At 73.0% G+C, this 24098-nt stretch carries 20 protein-coding genes; 5 read left to right on the top strand and 15 right to left on the bottom strand.

Annotated elements, in window-relative coordinates:
* Positions 1-31: 31 nt before the first annotated feature.
* The 3 genes from rpmA to ACIRSS_RS39715 all read right to left on the bottom strand — a co-directional run bounded on the left by rpmA (position 32) and on the right by ACIRSS_RS39715 (position 4038).
* Positions 32-289 carry a 50S ribosomal protein L27 gene (rpmA, locus tag ACIRSS_RS39725; RefSeq protein ID WP_285480691.1) on the bottom strand — a complete coding sequence of 86 codons (258 nt, stop codon included), beginning with the start codon at positions 287-289 and terminating at the stop codon, positions 32-34.
* Positions 290-332: 43 nt separating this feature from the next.
* The gene (rplU, locus tag ACIRSS_RS39720; RefSeq protein WP_086678418.1) at positions 333-647 is read right to left on the bottom strand and encodes a 50S ribosomal protein L21; all 315 of its coding nucleotides are present in this window, start codon (positions 645-647) and stop codon (positions 333-335) included.
* Between the two features lie 163 nt (positions 648-810).
* Positions 811-4038, bottom strand: a complete 3228-nt coding sequence (locus ACIRSS_RS39715) for a translation initiation factor IF-2 N-terminal domain-containing protein (RefSeq protein ID WP_400904462.1) — start codon at positions 4036-4038, stop codon at positions 811-813.
* 534 nt (positions 4039-4572) lie between these two features.
* On the opposite strand from ACIRSS_RS39715, the gene ACIRSS_RS39710 reads away from it, so the two are divergent.
* Positions 4573-5997 (top strand): S8 family peptidase, encoded by a 1425-nt coding sequence (locus ACIRSS_RS39710; protein ID WP_400904460.1) that lies wholly within the window; start codon positions 4573-4575, stop codon positions 5995-5997.
* Positions 5998-6000: 3 nt separating this feature from the next.
* Here the strand turns inward: ACIRSS_RS39710 and ACIRSS_RS39705 are convergent, their stop codons facing one another.
* The 7 genes from ACIRSS_RS39705 to ACIRSS_RS39675 form a co-directional block, all read right to left on the bottom strand.
* Positions 6001-6831: an ABC transporter permease gene (locus tag ACIRSS_RS39705; RefSeq protein ID WP_400904458.1), complete on the bottom strand. Its 831-nt coding sequence runs from the start codon at positions 6829-6831 to the stop codon at positions 6001-6003.
* Entirely contained in the window at positions 6831-7637 is an 807-nt protein-coding gene (locus ACIRSS_RS39700) for an ABC transporter permease (protein WP_400904456.1), read from the bottom strand. The genes ACIRSS_RS39705 and ACIRSS_RS39700 overlap by 1 nt, the downstream gene beginning before the upstream one ends.
* Complete coding sequence (locus ACIRSS_RS39695; protein ID WP_400904455.1) at positions 7637-8581, bottom strand: ABC transporter ATP-binding protein; 945 nt, start codon at positions 8579-8581, stop codon at positions 7637-7639. The genes ACIRSS_RS39700 and ACIRSS_RS39695 overlap by 1 nt, the downstream gene beginning before the upstream one ends.
* 41 nt (positions 8582-8622) lie before the next feature.
* Positions 8623-11922: a phosphodiester glycosidase family protein gene (locus ACIRSS_RS39690; protein WP_400904453.1), complete on the bottom strand. Its 3300-nt coding sequence runs from the start codon at positions 11920-11922 to the stop codon at positions 8623-8625.
* A gap of 111 nt (positions 11923-12033) precedes the next feature.
* Positions 12034-12753 (bottom strand): maleylpyruvate isomerase family mycothiol-dependent enzyme, encoded by a 720-nt coding sequence (locus ACIRSS_RS39685; RefSeq protein ID WP_400904451.1) that lies wholly within the window; start codon positions 12751-12753, stop codon positions 12034-12036.
* A 52-nt stretch (positions 12754-12805) separates the two neighbouring features.
* A complete protein-coding gene (gene ndk / locus ACIRSS_RS39680) occupies positions 12806-13216 on the bottom strand; it encodes a nucleoside-diphosphate kinase (RefSeq protein ID WP_043777641.1) in 411 nt (136 codons plus the stop codon).
* A 59-nt stretch (positions 13217-13275) separates the two neighbouring features.
* On the bottom strand, positions 13276-14811 hold the full coding sequence (locus ACIRSS_RS39675; protein WP_400904449.1) for an alkaline phosphatase D family protein: 1536 nt from the start codon (positions 14809-14811) through the stop codon (positions 13276-13278).
* Positions 14812-14934: 123 nt separating this feature from the next.
* On the opposite strand from ACIRSS_RS39675, the gene ACIRSS_RS39670 reads away from it, so the two are divergent.
* Entirely contained in the window at positions 14935-17292 is a 2358-nt protein-coding gene (locus ACIRSS_RS39670) for a penicillin acylase family protein (protein WP_400904447.1), read from the top strand.
* Positions 17293-17314: 22 nt separating this feature from the next.
* Here ACIRSS_RS39670 and ACIRSS_RS39665 read toward each other — a convergent pair whose 3' ends face one another.
* Positions 17315-17884: a TetR family transcriptional regulator gene (locus ACIRSS_RS39665; RefSeq protein ID WP_400904446.1), complete on the bottom strand. Its 570-nt coding sequence runs from the start codon at positions 17882-17884 to the stop codon at positions 17315-17317.
* Positions 17885-17970: 86 nt separating this feature from the next.
* Between ACIRSS_RS39665 and ACIRSS_RS39660 the strand changes: the two genes are divergently transcribed.
* The gene (locus ACIRSS_RS39660; RefSeq protein ID WP_400904444.1) at positions 17971-18867 is read left to right on the top strand and encodes an SDR family oxidoreductase; all 897 of its coding nucleotides are present in this window, start codon (positions 17971-17973) and stop codon (positions 18865-18867) included.
* Between the two features lie 4 nt (positions 18868-18871).
* On the opposite strand, the gene ACIRSS_RS39655 is transcribed toward ACIRSS_RS39660, so the two are convergent.
* Together ACIRSS_RS39655 and ACIRSS_RS39650 are read right to left on the bottom strand one after the other, a co-directional pair.
* Entirely contained in the window at positions 18872-19231 is a 360-nt protein-coding gene (locus ACIRSS_RS39655) for a DUF4233 domain-containing protein (protein WP_400905867.1), read from the bottom strand.
* Positions 19232-19269: 38 nt separating this feature from the next.
* Entirely contained in the window at positions 19270-20925 is a 1656-nt protein-coding gene (locus ACIRSS_RS39650) for a bifunctional folylpolyglutamate synthase/dihydrofolate synthase (protein ID WP_400904442.1), read from the bottom strand.
* Positions 20926-20998: 73 nt separating this feature from the next.
* On the opposite strand from ACIRSS_RS39650, the gene ACIRSS_RS39645 reads away from it, so the two are divergent.
* Positions 20999-21634 carry a class I SAM-dependent methyltransferase gene (locus ACIRSS_RS39645; RefSeq protein ID WP_400904440.1) on the top strand — a complete coding sequence of 212 codons (636 nt, stop codon included), beginning with the start codon at positions 20999-21001 and terminating at the stop codon, positions 21632-21634.
* 77 nt (positions 21635-21711) lie between these two features.
* Positions 21712-22572 (top strand): SGNH/GDSL hydrolase family protein, encoded by an 861-nt coding sequence (locus ACIRSS_RS39640; protein WP_400904438.1) that lies wholly within the window; start codon positions 21712-21714, stop codon positions 22570-22572.
* Here ACIRSS_RS39640 and ACIRSS_RS39635 read toward each other — a convergent pair.
* On the bottom strand, positions 22556-23323 hold the full coding sequence (locus ACIRSS_RS39635; protein ID WP_400904436.1) for an alpha/beta fold hydrolase: 768 nt from the start codon (positions 23321-23323) through the stop codon (positions 22556-22558). The two genes, ACIRSS_RS39640 and ACIRSS_RS39635, sit on opposite strands and share 17 nt — an antisense overlap.
* A 12-nt stretch (positions 23324-23335) precedes the next feature.
* Entirely contained in the window at positions 23336-24097 is a 762-nt protein-coding gene (locus ACIRSS_RS39630) for an alpha/beta fold hydrolase (protein ID WP_400904434.1), read from the bottom strand.
* Between the last annotated feature and the right edge of the window lies 1 nt (position 24098).

Here is a 24098-nt window from a genome sequence, read left to right as displayed (position 1 = left end):
CCCCTCGTCAGAGGTCTAGAAAGAAGCCGAATCAGGCTTCCGACGGCACGATGTTGACCGTCTTGCGGCCACGCTTCTCGCCGAACTGGACCGCACCGGTGGCCAGCGCGAACAGCGTGTCGTCGCCGCCACGGCCGACGTTGACGCCGGGGTGGAACTTGGTGCCGCGCTGGCGGATCAGGATCTCGCCGGCGTTGACCTGCTGGCCGCCGAAGCGCTTGACGCCGAGGCGCTGCGCGTTCGAGTCACGACCGTTGCGGGAGCTGGACGCACCCTTCTTGTGAGCCATAGCTCAGTCCTCTTTCTGAACGAACGAAGATCCGGAGAAGCCCTTACAGGGAGATGGCGGTGACCTCGACGCGGGTCAGCTTCTGCCGGTGACCCTGGCGCTTGTGGTAGCCCGTCTTGTTCTTGAACTTGTGGATCCGGATCTTCGGACCCTTGGTCTGCTCGACGACCTTGCCGGTGACCGAGACCTTCGCCAGCGCGTCCGCGTCCGTGGTGACCTCGCCACCGTCGACGTACAAAACGGCGGGGAGGATGTGCTCGGTGCCCGGCTCGCCCTCGAGCTTCTCGACCTCGACGACGTCGCCGACGGCCACCTTGTACTGCTTGCCGCCGGTCTTGACGATCGCGTACGCCGACACGGAAGTCTCCTGCATTACTCGACAATGGGTGGGGGCCCGCGCGACCGGCCCACCTGGTGGAGACGGCGGTCCTGGACTCGCGCAGCGACCTGCTCTGGTGGCAGGCCGTACTACAGGTTACGTGGGGTGCCCCGGTGCGTTACCACCGGGGTCCCCTAGTCGTTCACTTGCTCTGGTCGGAGGCGTGCACCGGCGGCCCCGCCGGGCGCGACGCGGCCCGGCGCGGACGGCGCCGGGTGGAGCGCGCGGCCGGTTCGGGGACGCTGACCTCGGGCTCCGCCGCCGTGACCGGCTCTTCGGCCGGTTCCGGCGCCGGGGTCCGCTCGACCTCGGGCTCCTCGTCCTGCGGCACCGGCGCCTCGTCCGCCTCGGTGGTCACCGGCGTGCCGGCGACCTCCTGGGCGGGCTCGGCGGGCGGCTCGGCCGCCACCGGCGTCTCGTCGGCCTCCGTGGTCGCCGGGGTGCCCGCGACCTCCCTGGCCGGCTCCGGGGCGGGCCCGTCGCCGTTCAGCGCGCCGTGGTCGTGTTCCTTGGCCGCCTTCGAGGCGTTGGCCATCGCCGCCACCGCGGACGCGATCGACTCGCGCTGCTCCGGGGTCGGGACGGCGTGGACCTCGGCCTTCGCGGCCTCGGCCGGCTCCTTGGGGGCCTCCTCGGCCTTGCCGCGACCCCGCGACCGGCGGGAGCTCTTCTCCCCGCCGCCGCCACCGCCGCCGGTGTTGCCACCGCCGCCGTTGCCGTTCCCGCCGTGGTTGTGGCCGCCACCGCCGCCGCCCGTGCGCTGCACCTCGGTCGAGACGAGCACGCCCCGGCCCTTGCAGTGCTCGCACGGCGTCGAGAACGCCTCCAGCAGGCCCGTGCCGATCTTCTTGCGGGTCATCTGCACCAGGCCGAGCGAGGTGACCTCGGCGACCTGGTGGCGCGTGCGGTCGCGGCCGAGGCACTCGGTGAGGCGGCGCAGCACCAGCTCGCGGTTGGACTCGAGCACCATGTCGATGAAGTCGATCACGATGATGCCGCCGATGTCCCGCAGCCGGAGCTGGCGGACGATCTCCTCCGCCGACTCCAGGTTGTTGCGGGTCACCGTCTCCTCGAGGTTGCCACCCGATCCGGTGAACTTGCCGGTGTTGACGTCGATGACCGTCATCGCCTCGGTGCGGTCGATGACCAGGTAACCGCCCGAAGGCAGCCAGACCTTGCGGTCGAGCGCCTTGGTGATCTGCTCGTCGATCCGGTGGTCGGCGAACGCGTCGCCGGTGCCGGTGTAGCGCTTGAGGCGCTCGGTGAGCTCCGGCGCGACGTGCCGGACGTAGTCGTTGATGGTCTCCCAGGAGCGGTTGCCCTGGATCTCCAGCTTGGCGAAGTCCTCGGTGAAGAGGTCGCGCACGACCTTGACCAGCAGGTCCGGCTCTTCGTAGAGCATGGTCGGCGCGCCGCCCTTTTTACCGGAACCGGCGGCGGCCTTCTCCTTGATGACGTCCCACTGCGCCTTCAGGCGGTCGACGTCGCGGCCCAGCTCCTCCTCGCCGATGCCCTCGGAGGCGGTGCGGATGATGACGCCCGCGTCCTCCGGGACGATCCGCTTGAGGATGTCCTTGAGCCGGCGGCGCTCGTTCTCCGGCAGCTTGCGGGAAATGCCGGTGGCGCCGCCCGCGGGGACGTACACCAGGAAGCGGCCGGGCAGCGAGATCTGCGTGGTCAGCCGGGCGCCCTTGTGCCCGACCGGGTCCTTGGTGACCTGGACCAGCACGGAGTCGCCGGTGGACAGCGCCTGCTCGATCTTGCGGGCCTTGCCCTCCAGGCCGGCGGCGTCCCAGTCGACCTCGCCGGCGTAGAGCACGGCGTTGCGGCCGCGGCCGATGTCGATGAACGCGGCCTCCATGCTCGGCAGCACGTTCTGGACGCGGCCGAGGTAGACGTTGCCGACGATCGAGCCGGAGCCCGACTGCGTCACGAAGTGCTCGACCAGCACGCCGTCCTCGAGGACGGCGATCTGCGTCGCGTCGCCCTTCTCCAGGACGACCATCGTGCGCTCGACCGACTCGCGGCGGGCGAGGAACTCGGCCTCGGACAGGATCGGGGCGCGGCGGCGGCCCGCCTCGCGGCCGTCGCGGCGGCGCTGGCGCTTGGCCTCCAGGCGGGTCGACCCGCGGACGCTGCGCACCTCGTCGCGCGCCGGGCGCTCGCGCTCGGCCTGCTCGGCCTTGGCCTGGCGGACGTGCGTGACGGTGTTGGGCGGGTCGTCGGTGGTCTCGGCCTCGTCGCCGTCCGAGCCCTTGCGACGACGGCGGCGACGACGGCGCTTGCTGCCGCCCTCGCCCTCGTCGCCGTCGGAGTCCGACTCGGCGGCTTCCTCGGCCTCTTCGGCGTCCGCTTCGGGCCTTTCGTCCCCGTTGCGGGACCTCCGGCGCGGCTGCTCTTCGGCCTGGTCCTCGTTCTCGGCGGTCTCGTCGCCGCCCTCGGCGCCCTTGCCGCGGCCACGGCCGCGACGGCCCCGGCGGCGGCGACGGCGGCTGCCGGCGTCATCGTCGTCGTCGACGCCGGTGTCGGCGGCGGGCGAGGTGTCCTCGGTGTCGTCTTCGGCCGGCTCGGGCTCGGGACGGGTGCGCGCCTCCGGGCGGGGCTCCGGCTCCGCGAACGGGTCGGCAGGCTTGCGGGCCGGCTTGGCCGCGGGCTCGGCGGGCTCCGGCGGCAGGAAGACCGGCGACGGCGCGGCGAAGACCGGCAGGTGGGCGCGGGTCTTCTGCCGCGGGCGCGGCTTCTCGGCCTCGGCGGGCCGGGCGGCGGGGGCCTGGCCCTGCTCGGCGGCTTGGCCGGTGGCGGCCGGCTGGGAGAAGGGCTGATTGGCGCCCCGGCCGGCGGTCTGCCGGGCGGGTGCCTGGTCGGCGCCGCCCTGACGGGCGGTGTCCTGACCGGCAGTGCCCTGACCGACGGTGTCCTGACCGGCGCCGCCCTGGCGGGCGGTGTCCTGACCGACGGTGCCCTGACCAGCACTGCCCTGGCCGACGGTGCCCTGGCCGGCACTGCCCTGACGGGCGGTGTCCCGACCGACGGTGTCCTGACCGGCACGGCCCTGACCAGCGGTGTCCTGACCGGTGGCCTGGTCCTGGCCGGTCGTGGCCGTCCCCGGCGCGCCGGCCGGCTGCTCACCCTCGGCGGGGGCGAAGGCCTCCGCCACCTTGAGCGCCACGTCCCGGGTCACGCTCGACTGCGCGCTGCGCACGCTTTCCCCCAGCTCGGCGAGCTGGGCGAGGACGTCCCGGCTGTGCTTTTCCAGCAGCTTCGCCAGCGCGTGCACCCGGATCCGGGGCGGCAGGTCGGCCAGCGGGCCGCCCGTGGGTGTGGCGGGATTCCCGCCGGTGTGCTCGGCGGGTGTTTCCGCGTTCGACATGTGTCTCCTCCGCCCCCGGGCGCGTCTGCCGGTTCACACCGGCAGGGACGCGGCCGCGCAGGGGCCCCTTTCTGTTCGTTCCGCCGTGGTGGTCACCAGCGACGGGAATCCTTGCCCGACGACCGGGCGCCGCACCACCGCAGCCGGCGGCGCGCAACCCGGTCAAAGGTCTGCTCGGCGCTGTGCGCGGCACTCGCGGCCCCCGGGCCGCCCGCCACGTCGTCCAGCCGCCCGGTCCGCGGGCGGCGACGAGTCGCGGGAGATCGCGCACATCACCGGGCCACAACGCCGCAGGCAGCACCTCTCACGTGCGCCCCGCGGCCCAGCGGCCACCCCGAGTATCCCACACCGGGTGACTGCTCCGGTGTACTCGGTACCTCCGCCCACGCCGCCGGGCGCGCCGCGGGCCCACCGGCCGGGGGGAACTTGGCCGGATCGCTTGTCCGCCGGGCACGGGGTGGCTACCGTGCGGCTCGGGGTGACCGGGATCTCGCGCGCCGGCACCCGCGGTTCCTGCATCCGGTGGGAGGTCCGGTGTCCCTGCTGGCGCGGCCGCTGCGAGCGGCCGTGTGCACCGTACTGGTGCTTTCGGGATGCGTCACCGCCGGTCCGGCGGCGGCCGACGCGCCCGCCTGCGGCCACGGCCGGGCCCTGCGCTACGTCGTCGCCTTCGACCGCGGCACCGCCGAGCCCGCCGCCCGCGAGCAGGTCACCGCCGCCTGCGGCACCACCACCGTCTACTACCCGCAGATCGCCGTGGCGGTCGCCACGTCGGGCGACCCGGCGTTCGGCGCGCGGATCGGGCTCGACCGGGCGTTCAGCGCCCAGGCCGAGCGGCTGGCCGCGCAGCGCGCCACCGAGGTCCGGCCGCAGCCCGCGCGGGCCACGCTGCCCGTCACCGACCCGGCTCGCGTGCCCACCGCGGACCTGAGCGGGCAGCAGTGGGACATGCGGATGATCAACGCGGGCCGCGCGCCGGGCGCGTCGGCCGGCCGCCGCGACGTCGTCGTCGGCGTCCTCGACTCGGGCATCGACCCGGACCACCCGGACCTGACCGCCGCCCTCGACCGCGACGACTCCGCGGGCTGCCTGACCGGCGCGCCCGACCGCGCGCCGGCGGCCTGGTCGCCGACGACGTCGGTGCACGGCACGCACGTGGCGGGGATCATCGCGGCGGCCGACGACGGGCACGGGGTGACGGGCGTCGCGCCCGGCGTCCGCGTGGCGTCGGTGAAGGTGATCGACGACCGCGGCTACGCCGATCCCGAGGCCGCGGTGTGCGGCCTGATGTGGGCGGCGGCGCGGCACCTGCGGCTGACGAACAGCAGCTTCTTCGTGAACCCGTGGACGCTGTCGTGCATCCGCGGCGACGACCGCGGGGTGGTGCACGAGGTCCTGGCGCGGGCGGTGGAGTACAGCACGTCGGCCGGGACGTTGAACGTCGCGGCGGCGACGAACGAGGCCGTCGACCTGACGCCGTCGGCGCGCTCCGGCACCGCCGGGTCCGGGTCCGGGTGCGAAGCGCTCCCGGCCGCGCTGCGGGACGTCGTCGCGGTGTCCGCCGTCGGCTCGGACCGGGTGAAGGCCGGGTACAGCTCGTACGGGCTGGGCGTGATCGACGTCACGGCGCCCGGCGGCGAGACCGGCGAGTGCGTGCTTTCGACGGTGCCCGGCGGGTACGCGCCGCTGTGCGGGACGTCGATGGCCGCGCCGCACGTCACCGGCGTGCTGGCGCTGCTCGCGTCGGCGTTGCCGACCGCGGGGCCGCGCCAGCTGCGGCGGACGCTGGACGCCCAGGCGATGCCGATGCCGTGCCCGGCCGACTACGACCTCACCGGCGACGGGACCCAGGACGCCTACTGCGCGGGCTATGAGGGGTTCAACGGCTTCTACGGCCACGGGATGGTCGACGCGCTGGCCGCTTCCGCGCCGCGGGGCAAGCCCGACCCGGCCCGCTGAGGCTCACGTCAGCAGGAGCTTGGCGATCCTCCTCGTCGACGCCCACAAGCCCACCGCGCCCAGGACCAGCAGGTAGGCCAGGTTGACGAGCATGCTGCCCGACAGCAGGCCCGTCGCCAGGCCGCGCATCAGCTCGATCGCGTGGTACAGCGGGAGGCAGCGGACCAGCCACTGCAGCGGCTCCGGGTACACCGACAGCGGGAAGAACGTCGTCGCGAACAGGAACATCGGCATCAGGCCCAGCGCGATGTAGTCGAACTGGGCCGTCGACTTGAGGAACGTCACCAGCGCCATGCCGATCGCCGAGAAGGCCAGGCCGACCAGCAGCGCCGCCGGGACCATCAGCAGCGCCCACCACGACGCCAGCAGCCCCATCCCCGCCGCGATCGCGAGGAATGCCACCGCGTAGAGGCCGCCGCGGGTCATCGCCCAGCCGATCTCGCCCAGCGCGATGTCCAGCGGGCCGATCGGGGTCGCCAGCATCGCGTCGTACAGCTTCGCGTACCGCAGCTTGAAGAACAGGTTGTACGTCGACTCGAAGACCGCGCCGTTCATCGCCGACGTCGCCAGCAGCGCCGGCGCGACGAACGCGACGTAGCCCATCGGGCGGCCGTCCGGGCCCGCCACCTCGGTGACGAGCTTGCCGAACCCGAGCTGGAACGCCAGCAGGTAGAGGAACGGCTCGGCCGCGCCGGAGAGGAACATCAGCCAGCTGTTCCAGCTCACCCGCACCGACCGCTCGACGAGCATGCGGGCCCGGCCCGCGTACAGCCCGGGCGGCAGGATCCGCAGCAGAAGCCCGGCCCGCGCCGGCGGGGCTTGGACGCTCACCATCAGACCACCAGCCTCCGGTAGAAGGCCCGGTGCGCGACCGCCCACCCGGCCGCGAACAACGCCGCGAGCACCGCGAAGTGGCCGAGCATCGCCCAGCCGCCGACCCCGCCGAGGCTCGCGCCGCGCGCCAGCTGCGTGCCGTGCCAGAGCGGGGAGAGCCAGGCGAGCCAGCGGATCGCGGCCGGCAGCTGGGCGATCGGGAAGAACGTGCCGGAGAACAACGTCATCGGCATCACGACGAACCGGAAGATGATCCCGAACCGCTGGCCCTCGTCGTACGTCCGCGCCGCCAGCGCGGTGATCGGCGTGGCGCAGGCGAGGCCGGTGACCGTGCCGACGAGGATCACCAGCAGCACGCCCGGCCCGGTCCAGGCGCCGAAGAACAGCGCGACGAACGCGTAGATCGCGCCGGCCAGGGTCAGGCGCAGGGCCGTCCAGATCAGGTGGCCGCCGAGGACCTGGCCCGGTGACACGGGGGTGGCCGTGACGGCGAGGTAGTCCTTCTGCCACTTGAACCCGGACAGCACGGGGTAGCTCGAATCGCCGACGGCCTGCTGCGCGGCACCGGCGGCGAGCAGGGCCGGCGCGATGTACTGGAGGTAGGACAGGCCGCCGGTGACCGCGCCGGGCCGGACCTGCGAGCCGAAGCCGAGGCCCATCGCGGCGAGGAAGAGGACCGGCTGGAGGCCGGTGGAGTACAAAGTGGACAGCCAATGCCGGCGGTACCAGGTCCAGTACCCCTCGACGCGCAGCCAGGCGCCGTGCCAGTGGCCGACGACGCGGCCGGTGGGTTCGACGGTGGTCATCAGTCCACCAGCGTCCGGCCGGTCAGCCTCAGGAACACGTCCTCGAGCGAACTGCGGCGCACCAGGCTCGACAGCGGCCGCAGCCCACGGGAATGCGCGTGCTCCAAGGTGTCCTCGCCGTTGTCGCTGTACAGCAGTACCCGGTCCGGCAGCACCTCGACCCGCTCCGCCAGCCCCTCGACCTGCTCGGCCGCGGACACCTGCTCCCCCGGTGCGAACCGCAGCTCGACGACCTCGCGCGTCGAGTACCGGGCGATCAGCTCCGCCGGCGAGCCCTCCGCCGCGATGCGCCCGTGGTCCATCACGACGAGCCGGTCGCACAGCTGCTCCGCCTCGTCCATGTAGTGCGTCGTCACGATCAGCGTCGTGCCCTGGGCCTTCAGCCGGAACAGCCGGTCCCACAGCAGGTGCCTGGCCTGCGGGTCGAGCCCGGTCGTCGGCTCGTCGAGCAGGAGCAGCTCGGGGTCGTTGACCAGCGAGCGGGCGATCGTCAGCCGGCGTTTCATGCCGCCCGACAGCGGGTCGACCTTGTCGCCCGCCCGGTCGCCCAGCTGCGCGAACTCCAGCAGCTCGTCCGCCTTGCTCCGGACCGCCGCCCGGGACAGGCCGAAGTAGCGGCCGTAGATCAGCAGGTTCTCCCGGACCGTCAGCTCGACGTCCAGGTTGTCCTGCTGCGGCACGACCCCCAGGCGCGCGCGGATCCGCGGCCCGGCCACCTCCGGGTCCAGCCCCAGCACGCGGAGGTCGCCGTCGGTGCGGGGTGACACGCACGCGATCATCCGCATCGTCGACGACTTGCCGGCGCCGTTCGGGCCGAGGAAGCCGAACGACTCCCCGCGCCGCACCTCGACGTCGATCCCGCGCACGGCTTCGAACTCGCCGAAGCGCTTCACCAGTGCCTTGGCCTGCACCAGTGCCGGTTCCCGGTCCTCCGATTCGTCCACCCCCCGACCATACGAGCGGGCACCGACAAAAACCGAACGGATTAGCCGCGCACGGTCACGACCAGCGTCTGCGTCACCCCGTTGACCGTCACCGAAAGCCGCGCGACCCCCGGCCGCAACGCCGTCAGCACGCCCGAAGCCGGGTCGAAGGAAACGACGCCCCAGCCGACCGACCAGTCCGCGCTCACCGGGTACGCCACCGGCACGTCCCGGGTGCCCTGCCGCAGGGAAGCGCGCACGACCGCGCGTTCGCCGCGGGCCAGGGAGGACGGCCCGGAGACGGTCAGCGAGTCGACGTTCGGCCGCGTCTCGAACCGCACCGGCTGGGCGCGGTCGGCCGGGTCGACGCGCAGCAGCGTCCAGCCGACGAACCCGCCGTCACCGGGCGCGGCCGCGGGCGCCTTGCCCGAGTTGCCGTTGACCAGGTACGGCACGCCGTCCACGCGCGATAGCGAGAACACGCCCGCGTGCGAAGCCACCGAAGCGGCCGGCTTGCCCGACGCCTGCTCGAACCCGGTCAGCCACTGGGTCAGCAGGGTGGCCTCCTTCCGGTCGCCGAGCTGGGAGTTGCCGGTCGGGCTCGGGTCCTTCACCGGGTGGTGCATCGCGACGACGACCCCGCGGATCGACCGGTCCTTGGCCGCCGTGTCGAGGGCACCCCGCAGCATTCGCACCTGGTCGAACCCGCCGGCCCGCAGCGAGCCGCGCGAAGAGTCCATCAGCACCAGCCGGATGCCGTGCACGTCGACGACCTGGTGCGTGACGCCGAACGCGGCCTGGAAGTTAGCCAGGCCGTTGCCGCCTTCGGCCTCGTGGTTGCCCGGCACGTAGTACCAGGGCGCCTTGCCGTCGAGCTCCTCGGCGATGACCTGCCGGGCCAGCACGAAGTCGGGCGCCGTGCCGCGGTCGACGAAGTCGCCGTTGATCAGCACGAGGTCCGGCTTGGCCGCGACGGCCTCCCGCAGCGCCCGCCGGGCTTGGGCGACCAGCGGGCCCGCCGGGTCGTCCGCGGTGAACTGCGCGTCGCTGACGACCGCGACGCGCAGGCCGCCGGTCAGCGTCCCGTCGGTGACCAGCGCGGGGTCGCGCGGGGCCGGGTCGGCGGGCACGGCCGTCGTCGGCGCCACCTCGAAGGTCAGGTCGTCGAACACCAGGTGACCCTCGTACTGCTGGTCCGGCACGTTTTCGACGGCGTAGAACCGCGCGAGGCGCTGGCCGTCGGGCAGCCCGGCCGGGACCGCGGCCGTGACGTACCGCCAGCCCGTCCAGTCGACGCTCAGCGAAAGGTCCACAATGGACGCCACGTTGGCGGCGTCCCGCAGTTCGGCACGCAGCCAGGCACCCTTGCCGTCGCCGTTCACCCACAGCCCGATCTTCTGCGTTCCCGGCGGAACCGGAAGCGGCGACGACGGCGTCACGTACGCGGCGCGCGTCGCGGTCGTGCCGGTGAGCCGGTAGTCCAGCGCGAGCCCGGCGCCGCCGTCGCGCCCGGGTGCCGCGGACAGCGCCGCGCCGACGACCGCCGGGTACACCGTCGCCGTCCAGCCCGCCGGCCCGTCCAGCGGGGACGCGACCTGCGGCACGGTGCCGACCGAAGCGGCCAGGTGCGTGGTCAGGCCCGCGGCCGAAGCGGTGATCGCCGACGCGCCGGACGCGGTCAGGGCGGTCACCTCGTAACCGTCGCCCGACGGCTCGACCCGCACGACCGAGTGGTCGTAGTCGAGCTTGACGTCGTCGGGTTCCAGCCAGGTGCCGTAGCCGTCCGCGTCGTAGCCGTAGACCTTGAACGTGCTCTTCGCGCCGGCGGCCGACAGCGCGACCTGCTCGGTGCTCGTGCCGAGCCGGACCGCCTTGCCCAGCACGGAAAGCGCCGTCTTGCCGGACGCGCGGCCGGACCTCGCGACGACGTCGACGGCGCCCGGGCTGTGGCCCGTGACGACTCCGTGGGTGACGGCGGCCCGCCGCGGGTCGGAGGTGCTCCAGCGCGGGTCGGCCGCGACGGCGGCGCCGGTTTCGTCGTGGCCGTCGGCGACCAGGTGCCGGGTCAGGCCGGTCAGCACGCGGTTCGCGTCCCCGGTCGCCATGGCCGGCGCCGGGGAGAACGCCGTGAGCTTGCCGCTGCCCGGCACGGTCGCGAAGCCGATCCCGTTGGGCACCAGGCGTTCCCCGCCGTCGGACGGCGCGTTGCGGACGCTCGGCGCGGCTTCGCCCTCGTTGCGCGCCAAGAGCGTCGAGGAGCCGCCGCCGTCGAGGTTGATGGCGTCGTCGGCGCCGAGGCTCTTCATGTGCCGGGCCAGCTCCAGCTCGGTCATCCCGCGGCTGTCGGCCTGCCGGCCGTCCACAGTGGCCAGCCACAGCCGCTTGCCGTCGGCGGAGAAGCCGACCGCGGTCCGCGGGTGCATGGCCACGTTGTCGACCGGCTGCACGACGCCGTCGCGGAGCAGGACTTCGTTGCCGCCCACGGCGACCGCGATCTTCCCGGCGTCCGAGCGCGGCGCGTACGTGACGCCCACCGGGTCACCCGGTTTGAGGGCCGCGAGGGCGTCCGCCCCGGCTTCGCGGGCCAGGAGCAGGGTCGTGCCCGCCGCGATGGGGCCGGCCGCGGGCTGCTCGCGCGTGGCGGTCACGACGCCGTCGCGCAGTTCGACCTCGCGCACCCGGGAGGCTCCGGCCACCGAGGTCGCGCGGCCGGAGGCGCCCCACAACGGCGTGTAGACGCCGATCGCGTCCGCACCGAGGACCGGGCTGTTGAAGTTCGTGGCTTTGACGGTGCCGCCGGGCAACGTCACGGTAGCTTCGAGGAACACCGAAGCCAGCTGTGCCTTGCCTTCGTCGGTGATCGACGCGGTGAGGTTGTGCCCGGCGGCGGGCGCGGTCTGCAGCTCGCCGCGGTCGATGCCGACGCCGATCGGCGCGCCGGTGGCGTTGATGTCGAAGAAGTCGCCGTTCACGCCGGCGACCGCGCCGGTGCGCGCGACCTGCTGCGAAAGCGGCGTGCGCGCGGAGACCGTGCCGGGGCTCAGGTACGTCGGCTTCAGGACCTTGCTGCCCAGGTCGACGGCGAGGGTGTCGCCGCGGATCCAGCCCGCCGGGTCGAACCGGTCGAACTGGGTGAGGTTCAGCCCGGGCGCGACCTCGGTGGTCGCGCTGCCGGTGACGAGCCCGTCGTCGGGGTCCGCGGCGGCGAAGGCGCTCGGGCCCTCGTGGGCCGAAGACGCGGCGGGCGCGGCCTCGACCGGCGGCGTGCCGAGCGGCGCTTTCAGCGGATCGGCGTGGGCGGGGACGACGAACACCGTCGCGAACAGGGCGGCGAGCGGCAGCACTAAGCGTGACTTCTTCACCAGGTACCCCAGTATCGAGTGAGAGCGAGCCGCACCAGCACAGCGCAGTGGCACGGCCGGGGGAAGGCTTCCCGGTGAACGCCGCCTGAATGGTCTAGAACAGCTACCGCGTCAGGCGGTGAAAGGAGCCTTGAGGAGCTGGTCGGCGATCGCGGTGTCCCCGCTGACGCTCGGCGGGGTGGCCGTGCGCTTCCACAGGTGCAGCAGGAGGTCCCGGGCCGTCGCCTCGGCGGTCGCGGCGGGTTCGGTCGCCGGGCCGAGCGCGGGCGGCTCCCCCGGGTGCAGCGTCCAGACGTCACCGGTGTCGGTGGCCCGCAACGCGAGGGGCGCGGTCAGCGACGGCGCGGCGTGCCAGCGCGTGACGCGCGGGAGCCAGGCGGTCAGGACCTCGTCGACGCCGTCCGCGGCGACCGCCGGGTCGAGCGCGTGGTCGCTGCCGGAGTCGGCGAGGTGGACGGCGGTTTCGTGCACTTGGCGGCGGAACCAGAACGCCTTGGTCTTCTCGGTGCCGCCGAAGTGCCAGCACCGGTCTTCGGGGACCGCCTTCTCGAGGGCGTCGAGGAGCAGCTGAGCGCTTTCGGCGTACCAGGACGCGAGATCGGTGTCCGCGCCGGCTTCGAAGTCCTGCGGCTGCACTTCCCCGGTGGTGACGACGGTCGCGGCCCAGCGGTGCACGTTCCCGAGGTGCGTGCCGAGGTCGGTCAGCGTCCACCCGGCGCAGTCGGGCACGTCGGCGGCCGGGTCGGCGGTGCGCAGCCGCTCGGCGAACGCACCGGTCAGCTCGCGCAGCACCGGCAGGTACTCGCGGGCGGGGAACGGCATCGTCGTCATGGGGTCTCCTGCGGAAACCGGGGCCGCGCGGCGGGCGCGGCCCCGGGGCCGGTCACAGGTCGGGGAACCAGAGCTTCAGCTCGCGCTCGGCCGACTCCGGCGAGTCCGAGCCGTGGACCAGGTTGTACTGGGTCTCCAGCGCGAAGTCGCCGCGGATGGTGCCCGGCGTGGCCTTCTCGACCGGGTCGGTGCCGCCGGCCAGCTGACGGAACGCGGCGATGGCGCGCGGGCCTTCGACGGCGAGCGCGACCAGCGGGCCCGAGGTGATGAACTCCAGCAGGTCCCCGAAGAACGGACGCTCCTTGTGCTCGGCGTAGTGCTCCTCGGCCAGTGCCTGCGGAACGGTCCGCAGCTCGAGGGCGGCGAGCTTCAGGCCCTTGCGCTCGATCCGCGAGACGACCTCGCCGACGAGGCCGCGCGCGACGCCATCGGGCTTGACGAGGACCAGCGTGCGTTCAGTCACGACGGTGTTTCTCCTTGGTACGGGATGTCATCGGTGCGCGTGAGCGTAGCCGACCTCGGTCAGCGGCCCTGCGGGTGCAGCTTCTTCGACCACAGCGACGCCCCGGTGGCGTCCCGGAGGTCGACCGTCAGGTCACCGCTGCCGCCGTCGATGTTCAGCTCGCCGAAGTGCTGGAAGCCGTCGATCGGGGCCGTGTTCGCGGCCGGCGGGGCGTGGACGAACACCGCCTCCGGGCCGAACGTCGGGTCGAGGGTGTTCGGGCCGAACGCGCCCGCGTTCAGCGGGCCCGACACGAACTCCCAGAACGGGTCGAAGTCCTGGAAGGCCGCCCGGTCGGGGGAATAGTGGTGCGCCGCCGTGTAGTGGACGTCCGCGGTCAGCCAGACCACGTTGCGGACGCGGCGGCGCTGGATCTCCCGCAGCACCCACGCCAGCTCCGTCTCGCGGCCGCCCGGGGCGCCCGGCAGGTTGTTCGCCACCGCTTCGATCGCCGTGCCGTCCGGCACGACCAGGCCCAGCGGCATGTCCGCCTGGACGATCTTCCACGTCGCCGTGCTGCGGCCGAGCGCGTCGGCCAGCCAGCGGGCCTGCGCGTCGCCGAGGATGTAGCCCGGCTTGGTCTGGTCCGCGGTGTTGGCGTTGCGGTAGGTCCGCATGTCCAGCACGAAGATCTCGGCGCGCGAACCGTACTTGAAGCTGCGGTAGACGCGCCCGTCGACCGCTGCGCGCGAGTCGATCGGGTGCCACTCGTGGAACGCCTGGTACGCCCGCGGCGCGAGCACGTCGACGCGCTTCTCGGTGTAGGCCGGGTTGTCGAGGATCTTGCCCGGGTACCAGTTGTTCAGGACCTCGTGGTCGTCCCACTGGACGTAGGACGGCACCTGCGCGGCGAACCGGCGGAAGTTCTCGTCGAGCCGGTTGTACGCGTGTTGGCCGCGGAACTCGGCCAGTGTCTCGGCGACCTTCGACTTCTCCGGCGTGACGACGTTGCGCCACGTCCGGCCGCCCGGGAGGGTGACCGTCTCCGTCAGCGGGCCGTCGGAGTACACCGTGTCGCCGCTGTGCAGGAACACGTCCGGGCAGCGGTCGGCCATCGCCGAGAAGATCGTCATGCCGCCCAGGGCCGGGTTGATGCCCCAGTTCTGGCCGACGACGTCGCCCGACCACACGATCCGGGTGTCGCGGCGGCCCACCGGCGCCGTGGCGAACCGGCCGGTCAGCGGCTCGCTCGTGGCGCGCCCGTCGAGGGACTCCGCCGTGACGCGGTAGTGGTACTCGGTGCCGGGCGCGAGGCCGGCGACGCGGACCTGCCCGGTCCCGCCGGTGGCCGGCCCGGCGAGCGGCCCCGGCACCCGGCGGGCGTGCCGGAACGACGGGTCGCGGGCGATCTCGACGACCAGCCGCGACGGCCGGTCGGCGCGCGACCAGACGATCGCCGAGCCGGGCGTGACGTCGCCGGACTGGACGCCGTGGGTGAGCACGGGCCGGCCGGCGCGCACCAGCGGCGTCGCGGCGAACGCCGTCGACGGCAGCACCAGACCGGCGGCGGCGCCGGTGAGACCGGCCTTGAGCAGGGAACGGCGAGAGTGGGTCATGCGCGGTTTCTATCCCGCCCCGGCCAACGCCGGTTTGCGCACGGATGAACGAATCCCCGGGTTTTCCCCCATGCCCGCGCGCCGTCGCCATCGGTAGCGTGGCGATCACGACAAGGGGGTCAGATGAAACCATTCAGGAAAACCCTGGCGGTTCTGACAGCGGCACTCACCATCACCACACTGGGGACCGGCATCGCGGCGGCGGGGGAAGAAAGCAGCGGGAAAGCCGTCCTCCGCTACACCGAACACGGCATCCCGCACATCGTCGCGAAGGACTTCGCCGGCCTCGGCTACGGGTACGGCTACGCGGCGGCGACCGACAACATCTGCGAACTCGCGAACATCTACCTCACGGTGAGCGCGCAGCGGTCGAAGTACCTCGGCCCGGACGGCGACGGCTACCCGTCGCTGTCCGAGGCCGCGAACAACCTGCACAGCGACCTGTTCTTCCAGCGGATCAACGACTCCGGCGTCGTCGACCGGCTGGCCGCGCAGCCCGCGCCGCAGGGGCCGCGGCCCGAGGTCCGGCAGATCGTTTCGGGGTACGTCAACGGGTTCAACGCCTACCTCGCCCGCACCGGCCGCGCCGGCATCTCCGACCCGGCCTGCCGCGGCGCGGCCTGGGTCCGGCCGATCACCGAGCAGGACTTCTACCGGCACTTCTACGCCATCGCGATCACCGGTGGCCAGGGCGTGGTCACCGAAAGCCTGTTCACCGCACCGCCTTCCGGCGCGACACCGGCGCCGGGCACGGCCGGACAGCTTTCCGCTCAGGTCAAGAAGGCGCTGAGCGGCAGCGGGCTGGGCAGCAACGGCATCGCGATCGGCGCGGACTCGACGGCGGCGGGCAAGGGCAGCGTCCTGCTCGGCAACCCGCACTACCCGTGGCAGGCCGGGCGCCGGTTCTGGCAGAGCCAGCTGACCATCCCCGGCCGGTTCGACGTCGCCGGCGCGAGCCTGCTGGGCATGCCGTTCGTCCAGATCGGGCACACCGCCGACGCGGCCTGGACGCACACGGTGTCCACGCCGGTCACCTTCGGCCTCTTCGAGGTGCCGCTGAAGCCGGGCGACCCGACGACGTACCTGGTCGACGGCAAGGCCGAGAAGATGACGTCCCGCGACGTGACCGTCCAGGTACGCCAAGCCGACGGCTCGGTGAAGCCGGTCCGCCAGACCTTCTGGTCGACGCGGTACGGGCCGGTGATGGCCGACTTCCAGGGCATTCCGCTGCCGTGGACGACGAAGTCGGCGTACGCGGTCCGCGACGCCAACGCGACGAACCTGCGCGGGCTCAACACGTGGTTCGAGCTGGACCAGGCCCGCAGCACGGGTGACATCGTGCGCGCGCTGAGCCGCACGCAGGGCGTCCCGTGGGTCAACACGATCGCCACCGACCGGGCCGGCAACGCGCTGTACGCCGACATCCAGGTCGTCCCGCACGTCACCGACGAGCAGGCGAAGGTGTGCAGCACCCCGTTGGGCCAGGGGACGTTCGAGCAGGTCGGACTGGCCATTTTGGACGGTTCGAAGTCGTCGTGCCAGTGGGGTTCCGACCCGGGCGCGGTCGAACCGGGCATCTTCGCGCCGTCGCGGCTGCCGCAGCAGCAAAGCCGTGACTACGAGCTGAACACCAACGACAGCGCCTGGCTGGCGAACGCGAAGGCGCCCATCACGGGGTACCCGCACATCGTCGGCGACATCGGCACCGAACGCTCGCCGCGCACGCGGGAAGCATTGCTGACGGCCGAAAAGGGCGGCTTCACGACGGACTCGATGAAGAAGATGCTCTTCACCGACCACAGCCTCTTCGCCGACCTGACGGCGGCGGACCTGGCGAAGCTGTGCGCGTCCTTCCCGGGCGGGCAGGCACCGTCGTCGACCGGCCCGGTGCCGGTCGGGCCGGCCTGCGCCGCGCTGGCGAAGTGGGACCACACGTACTCGCTCGACAGCCGGGGTTCGCTGCTGTTCCAGCGGTTCGCGGCGCGGCTCGGCAACGTGGACCGGTTCACCGTGCCGTTCGACCCGAAAGCGCCGCTGACCACGCCGAACACGCTGAACGTCAGTAACGCCGAGGTGCAGAAGGCGTTCGGGGACGCGCTCGTGGAGCTGCGCACGGCCGGGCTGGCTCCCGACGCGCGGCTCCGGGACGGGCAAGCGGTGACGCGCAACGGCGAGCGCATCCCGATCCACGGCGCCCAGGGCTTCCTCGGCGTGCTCAACGTGATGACGCCGGTGTGGGACCCGGCGCGCGGGAACGTCGAAGTGGCCCACGGGTCGAGCTACATCCAGGTGGTCGGGTTCCGCGGCAACGCGTGCCCGGACTCCTCGACGTTGCTGACGTATTCGCAGTCGGCGAACCCGAAGTCGCCGTACTTCAGCGACCAGACGAAGCTCTACAGCCGCGGTGAATGGGTGAAGGAACGCTTCTGCGAAGCCGACATCCTGCACTCCCCCGCGCTGCGGGTGGTCGTCCTGCGCTGACGTCCCCGGCGGAGGCGGGCGCTCAGCCGCCCGTCTCCGCCGCCAGCGTGCGCAGATCGGCGAAAGCCTCGTCGAGGTGCTCGTCGAAACCGCGGCCGGATTCCTCGATCCACGCTCCGGCCGCGTGGTGGAAGGTCACCCAGCCGACGTGGGCGGCCAGCGCGGCGACCCGGCCGGCGACGCCGCGAGCGCGCAGCGCCGCGGCCAGCGCGTCGATCATCGTGGCGGCCTTGGCCAGGTCGCGTTCGCGCAGCGCCGGAGTCGCGGCGATGACCGCGAGCCGCGGCTCGGCGAACGACCGGTTGCCCTCGAGGATCCGCGCGGACTTCCGGAACGCGCGGAGCAGGACTTCGAGCGGCGGCAGTCCCTCGGGCGCGCCGGCCACCGACTCGGTCAGGTCCGCGCGAAGGGTGGCTTCGCCGTCGAACAGCACTTCGCGCTTGTCCGGGAAGTGCCGGAAGAACGTGCGTTCGGTGACGCCGGCCCGGGCCGCGATCTCGGCGGTGGTGGTCCGGTCGAAGCCCCGCTCGGCGTACAGCTCCAGCGCCGCCTGCTGAAGGCGGCGGCGCGCGTCCTCTCCACTGCGTGGCACCCCGTCAGCCTACCCGTTGTGACAGTCACTGACGCTACGGGGTAGCGTTCGTAGCGTCAGTCACTGTCACTACGTGGGAGAGTTCCATGCACGTCTTCATCACCGGCGGATCCGGCCTGACTGGCCCCGCCGTCGTCACCGAGCTGCTCGCGGCCGGGCACACCGTCACCGGCCTGGCGCGTTCGGACGCGGCCGCCGCCCGGCTCGAGGCGCTCGGCGCCACCCCGCACCCCGGCTCGCTCGACGACCTCGACAGCCTGCGCACCGGCGCCGAAGCCGCCGACGGCGTCCTGCACATGGCCTTCGGCGGCGACTTCAGCGACCTGGCCGACATGACCCGCCGCGACCGGACGGCGATCGAGGCGCTCGGCCAGGTCCTGGTGGGTTCCGGCAAGCCGTTCGTGAGCACGTCCGGCACGCTGGTCATGCCCGCCGGCCGCGAGAGCACCGAGCGGGACGAGCCGGACACGGCCGGGCTCGCCGCCTTCCGGATCGCCGGCGAACGGGCCTGCCTGGACTTCGCCGGGCAAGGGGTGCGGGCGAGCGTCGTCCGGCTCGCCCCGACCGTCCACGGCCCCGGCGACCACGGGTTCATCGCCTGGCTCGTGGACACCGCGCGCAAGAGCGGGCAGTCGGCCTACGTCGGCGACGGCGCCAACCGCTGGCCCGCGGTGCACCGGCTCGACGCGGCGGTCGTCTTCCGGCTCGCGCTGGAGACGGCTCCGGCGGGCAGCGTCCTGCACGCGACCGCCGAGAACGTGCCGTTCCGGAGCATCGCGGAGACGGTCGGGCGCGGGCTCGGCCTGCCCGTGGTCTCGCTGACCCCGGAGGAGGCCGCGGGGCACTTCGTCAGCCCGTTCATCGCGGCGGCGTACGGGCTCGACGCACCCGTGTCCAGCCGGCTCACGCGGGAACTGCTCGGCTGGTCACCCCGCCACCCGACGCTGCTCGACGACGTGGCGAACGGCGACTACCTGGCGTAGGAGGTCAGGGCTGGGGCTGCTGCTGGCTCGCCAGGGTGCCGGCGGCCATGCGGCGGGCGACGTCCTTGCGCAGCCACAGCAGCCACAGCCAGACCGCCAGGAAGAGCACGCCCAGCACGGCGATCGCGGGCAGCCAGAACACCAGCGCGATCAGCACGACCTGCAGGCCGAGGATGACCGGCACCGCCCACGGGCGCTTGACGAACCCGCAGGTCACGATGAGCAGGACGGCCACCGCGATGACCGTCCAGCCGGTGCCCGTGCTGATCCCGCCGCCGAGCTTGTTGACGACCGGCAGCGCGAGGGCGACCGTGATCGCCTCCATGATCAGGGTTCCCGACATCACGCCGCGGAAGCCCTTCATCGGGTCCTTCGGCTTGGGCGTCCCGGGCTCGTTCGCGGTCACGCGGGCTCCTTCCCGAACAGGGTGCGCGCCTCGCCCGCGGTGACGACCGAGCCGGTGACCAGGACGCCGCCGCCGGACAGCGGCTCTTCGGGGTCGTCGCTGGTCTCCACCAGCGCGATCGCCGTCTCGATCGCCGTCTCGAGGTCGGTTTCGGCGACCACGCGCTCCTCGCCGAAGATCGAGATCGCCAGCTGGTTCAGCTCGTCCAGGGGCATCGAGCGCGGCGACGAGTTGCGCGTCACGACGATGTCGGACACCACCGGCTCCAGGGCGTCGATGATGCCGTGCGCGTCCTTGTCGGCCATCACGCCGACCACCGCGACCAGGCGGCGGAAGGCGAACTCCTCGGCCACGGTCGCGGCCAGCGCGCGGGCGCCGTGCGGGTTGTGCGCGGCGTCGATCATGACCGCCGGCGCGGCCCGGACCCGCTCGAGCCGGCCCGGCGTCTCGACCTCCGCGAACGCCTCGCGGACGGCCTCGACGACCAGCTGCTTGTCCTTGCCCGCGCCGAAGAACGCCTCGACCGCGGCCAGCGCCAGCGCAGCGTTCGCGGCCTGGTGGGCGCCGTGCAGCGGCAGGAAGATCTCGTCGTAGACCCCGCCGAGGCCCTGCAGCTTGAGCAGCTGCCCGCCGACGGCGATCTCGCGCTCCAGCACGCCGAACTCGCTGCCCGCGCGGGCGACCGCGGCGTCGACCTCGACGGCGCGGGCCAGCAGCACCTTCAGCACCTCGGGGTCCTGCTCGGCGATGACCGCGACCGAGCCGGGCTTGATGATGCCCGCCTTCTCGCGCGCCGCGCTGACCGCGTCGGGCCCCAGGTACTCGACGTGGTCGATGCCGATCGGCGTGATGACCGCGACGTCGGCGTCGGCGACGTTCGTGGCGTCCCAGGCGCCGCCCAGGCCCGCTTCGAGCACGGCGGCCTCCACCGGCGCGTCGGCGAACGCGGCGAACGCCATCCCGGTGAGGATCTCGAACTTGCTCATCTCGACGCCGTCCGCGGCGGCACCGTCCACCATGGACACGTACGGCGCGAGGTCGTTCCACAGCTCGGCGTAGCGCGCGGCGGAGATCGGCTGCCCGTCGAGCGCGATCCGCTCGGTGACCAGCTGCAGGTGCGGGCTCGTGTAGCGGCCGACGCGCAGGCCCATCCGGGTCAGCAGCGCGTCGATCATCCGGGCCGTGGAGCCCTTGCCGTTCGTGCCGGCGATGTGCAGCACCGGGTAGCCGCGGTTCGGCTCGCCCAGCAGCCGCGTCAGCGCGGAGATCCGGGTCAGCGACGGCTCGATCTTCGTCTCGGGCCAGCGCTGGTTCAGCTCGGCTTCGACGGCCAGCAGCTCACGCCGCGCTTCCGGGCCGTTCGGGTCGCCGTAAACCGCGGCTTCGCCCTGGTCGTCGAGCTCGTGCAGCTCGGCGTCCTCGGGCACGGTCAGGTCGGGCACCGGGCCGGTGGCGAGGTTGTCGCCCAGCTGGCCGACGCCGCCGATGCCGCCGCGCGCGCCGCCGCCGGCTTCGAACGCGGTGTCGCGGACGTCCAGCTCCGGGTCGTGGTCGTCGGACTCCTCGTACCCCGACGTCCCCAGTTCGTCGACGCCCGCGAAGCTGTCGAGATCCGACAGGTCCGGCTTGCGACCTGTCTCATCCTGCGGCACTGAATCTCCTCCGGCCTGGGGTTTTCGGCTTGCCTTGCGAGTCTACGTGCGGGCGCGGTGGCACTCTCGACGCATGCCGTTCAACCACAACGACCACTACCACCCGCTGCTGCTGGACCACCTGCCGCCGGGGCCGGGGATCGCGCTGGACGTCGGGTGCGGCACCGGCCGGTTCGCGCGGCGGCTGGCCGCGACCGGCATGGCGGTGGAGGCGGTCGACGTCTCCGCGGCGATGGTCGAGGCGGCGGCGGGCCTCGGATCGCCGGGGCCGGGCGAGATCGTCTACCGGCAGGCCGACGTCACCACCGATCCCCTGCCCGAGGCCCACTACGACTTCATCTCGTGCCTGGCCTCGCTGCACCACATGCCGATCGAGACGCTCGCCAAGCTGCGCCGCGCGCTGGTGCCGGGCGGCGTCCTCGTGGTGCTCGGCCTGGCCAAACCCAGCACGCCGGCGGACTGGGCGCGGGCGCTCGCGGCGTTCCCGGTCAACGCGCTCGCGCGGCTCGTCGTCTACGCCGGCGAGCGGCTGAACGGCGGCGCCGAGGACCGCCCCCAGGCGCCGGTCGTCGACGACTACCCGACGTTGGCCGAAGTGCGGCGCGAGGCGGCCCGGCTGCTGCCCGGGAGCACGGTCCGGCCGTTGCTGTTCTGGCGCACGTTGATCACTTACCGTGAGCACGGCGACGGTGACCCGACTGCCGGGTGAAGTTCATCCCCGTCGCCGTCCGGTGCTCGCTAGATGTGGAGGCAGCGTTTCCACCAGCGAGAACGGGGCCTTCATCCATGCGCATCACCCGGCTGCTCACCGCCGTCGTCTCGGCAGCCATCCTGCTGCCGGCGTCGGCCACCGCCGCGTCCGCGGCGGCCATCGGCAGCTACGTCGCCCTCGGCGACTCCTACACCTCCGGGCCGTTCATCCCGGTCCAGCGGCTCGACCCGCTGGGCTGCGGGCGGTCCACCGCGAACTACCCGTCGGTGGTGGCCGAAGCGCTGCACGCGGACCGGTTCACCGACGTCAGCTGCGCCGGCGCGGACACCACGAACATGACGCGGCCGCAGGGTGTGCCGTTCAACGGGACCAACCCGCCCCAGCTGGGCGCGCTGCGGATCGACACCGGCCTGGTCACCCTCGGCATCGGCGGCAACGACTACGGCATCTTCGGCAGCTTGACCTCGACGTGCCCGGGCCTGCGGGCGAGCGACCCGACGGGCAACCCCTGCGAAGAGCACTTCAACGGCTCGGTGACCTCGGCGATCGACAACGTCGGCCCACGCGTCGAGGCGGTGCTCGCCGCGATCCACGAGCGCTCGCCGAAGGCGCGGGTCCTGCTGGTCGGCTACCCGCGGATCGCGCCGGACAAGGGCTACTGCCCGGACGTGCTGCCGTTCGCCGACGGCGACTACGCCTGGCTGAACAGCGTCGAAGAGAAGCTGAACCGGACGCTGGCCGACGCCGCGGACGCGGACGGCGGGACGGAGTTCGTCGACACGTTCGGCCCGTCCCGCGGCCACGACGCGTGCGCGCGCGGCGGCGCGGCGTGGATCAACGGGAAGGACCAGAACGTCTTCGAGGCGGCCGCCTACCACCCGCTCAAGGCGGGGATGGCGGGCGTGGCGGCGGTGGTGCTCAAGTCCCTGCGCTGAGGAAGCCCAGCACCAGCCGGGCGAACTCGTCCGGCAGCTCGGCCGGGGCACCGTGCCCCGCGTCGATCTCGGCGGCGCGCGCGTCCGGGATCGCGGCGACCAGCTCCCGCTGCTGCTCCGCCGTGATCAGCCGGTCGTGCGCGCTGGCGAGGACCAGGACGGGCGCGGTGATTCCCGGCAGGACACTTCGGACGTCGACCGTGCGGTCGGCTTCGATCTGGCGGGCGGTCCCGGGCTGGATCGCCGGCTCGAGCGTCTTGACGAGCTGTTCGTTGCTCTCGGCGGTGGTTTGCTCCCAGTAGCGCGGGCCGAACGCCATCAGCGGGAGCATGCGGGCGAAGGTCCCGGTTTCGAGGAGGTCCAGCCAGTAGCGGAACTCGGCGTCCTGCCGGGTGTCGGTGACGGGCCAGGCGGCGTGCAGGACCGCTCTGCGGACGCGGTCTGGGCGGGTGCCGGCCAGGTGGGCCGCCACGACCGCGCCGAGCGAGTGGCCGACGACGTCGGCTTCGTTCACGCCCGCGTGGTCCAGCACGGCTTCGGCTTGGGCGGCGAGGGTTTCGACGGTGATCGGGCCGCCGTCGTCGACGGTGCGGCCGGAGCCGGGGAAGTCGGGGGCGAGGACGGTTCGGTCTCGCGCTTGCGTGGTCAGCGGTCCCCATTGTTCGCGGGAGGCGGCGGTGCCGTGCAGCAGGAGCAGCGCGGGGCCGTCGCCGGTCCGGTCGTAGTGGACGACGGCGTCTTCGAGCGTCACTTCCGGCACGGTTCAGGCGATCTCTCGGAGGGCGGCGGTGAACGCGCGCGGGTCCTCCTGGTGCGGGATGTGACCGCAGCCCTCGAGGACGTGCACTTTCGCGCCGGGCGTCTCCGCCGCGCACTCGCGCGGGACTTCGAGCGGGATCTGGGTGTCCAGCTCGCCGTGCAGGTAGGTGATCGGCACCTTCAGGTCCTTCAGCCGGGGCCGCGGGTCGTAGGTGGTGAGCTCGGTGAAGTGGGCGTCGATGTAGACGCCGGAGTCGAGCAGCTGGCGGACGGTCCAGTCGACGAGCGCGGGCGACGCCTTCGGGCCGAACCAGCCGGGCACCCAGCCGGCGACGGTGCCGAAGCGGTCGTCGACGAGCTTCGTCAGGAGGTCCTGCACGGTTTCGCGCATGCCGGTGCTGGGCCAGTGCCCGGGGCTGTCGACGGCGACTGTCCGGTGCACGAGTTCGGGCCGGGCGAGGGCCAGTTCGGTGGCGAAGACGCCGCCGATGCTGGAGCCGACGACGGTGGGCTCTAAGTCCAGCGTTTCGATCACCGCGGCGAGGTCTTCGACGACCCCGGCGATGGAGTTGCCGTCGAGCGGACGGTCCGAGCGGCCGCAACCGCGCCAGTCGAGGGTGATGACGCGGTGGTCGTGCACGAGATCGGGCAGGCAGGCCTGCCAGACGCGGCCGCTGGTGCCCCAGCCGTGCAGGAGCAGCAGGGCCGGGCCGGTGCCGGCGTCTTCGTAGTACAGGCGGGTGTTGTTGACGTCCAGGTAAGGCATG

The sequence above is a fragment of the Amycolatopsis sp. NPDC101161 genome (assembly GCF_044768185.1).
Lineage (GTDB): Bacteria > Actinomycetota > Actinomycetes > Mycobacteriales > Pseudonocardiaceae > Amycolatopsis.
This window is presented reverse-complemented; position numbering and strand designations above follow the sequence as displayed.

Bases quoted from the DNA above. Each gene is read 5' to 3' on its own strand.
- ACIRSS_RS39670 (WP_400904447.1), top strand. From the start codon at position 14,935: ATGAAACCATTCAGGAAAACCCTGGCGGTTCTGACAGCGGCACTCACC.
- ACIRSS_RS39645 (WP_400904440.1), top strand. From the start codon at position 20,999: ATGCCGTTCAACCACAACGACCACTACCACCCGCTGCTGCTGGACCAC.
- ACIRSS_RS39640 (WP_400904438.1), top strand. From the start codon at position 21,712: ATGCGCATCACCCGGCTGCTCACCGCCGTCGTCTCGGCAGCCATCCTG.
- ACIRSS_RS39630 (WP_400904434.1), bottom strand. From the start codon at position 24,097: ATGCCTTACCTGGACGTCAACAACACCCGCCTGTACTACGAAGACGCC.
- rpmA (WP_285480691.1), bottom strand. From the start codon at position 289: ATGGCTCACAAGAAGGGTGCGTCCAGCTCCCGCAACGGTCGTGACTCG.
- ACIRSS_RS39660 (WP_400904444.1), top strand. From the start codon at position 17,971: ATGCACGTCTTCATCACCGGCGGATCCGGCCTGACTGGCCCCGCCGTC.
- ACIRSS_RS39705 (WP_400904458.1), bottom strand. From the start codon at position 6,831: ATGGTGAGCGTCCAAGCCCCGCCGGCGCGGGCCGGGCTTCTGCTGCGG.
- ACIRSS_RS39685 (WP_400904451.1), bottom strand. From the start codon at position 12,753: ATGACGACGATGCCGTTCCCCGCCCGCGAGTACCTGCCGGTGCTGCGC.
- ACIRSS_RS39655 (WP_400905867.1), bottom strand. From the start codon at position 19,231: ATGAAGGGCTTCCGCGGCGTGATGTCGGGAACCCTGATCATGGAGGCG.
- ACIRSS_RS39675 (WP_400904449.1), bottom strand. From the start codon at position 14,811: ATGACCCACTCTCGCCGTTCCCTGCTCAAGGCCGGTCTCACCGGCGCC.
- ACIRSS_RS39715 (WP_400904462.1), bottom strand. From the start codon at position 4,038: ATGTCGAACGCGGAAACACCCGCCGAGCACACCGGCGGGAATCCCGCC.
- ACIRSS_RS39700 (WP_400904456.1), bottom strand. From the start codon at position 7,637: ATGACCACCGTCGAACCCACCGGCCGCGTCGTCGGCCACTGGCACGGC.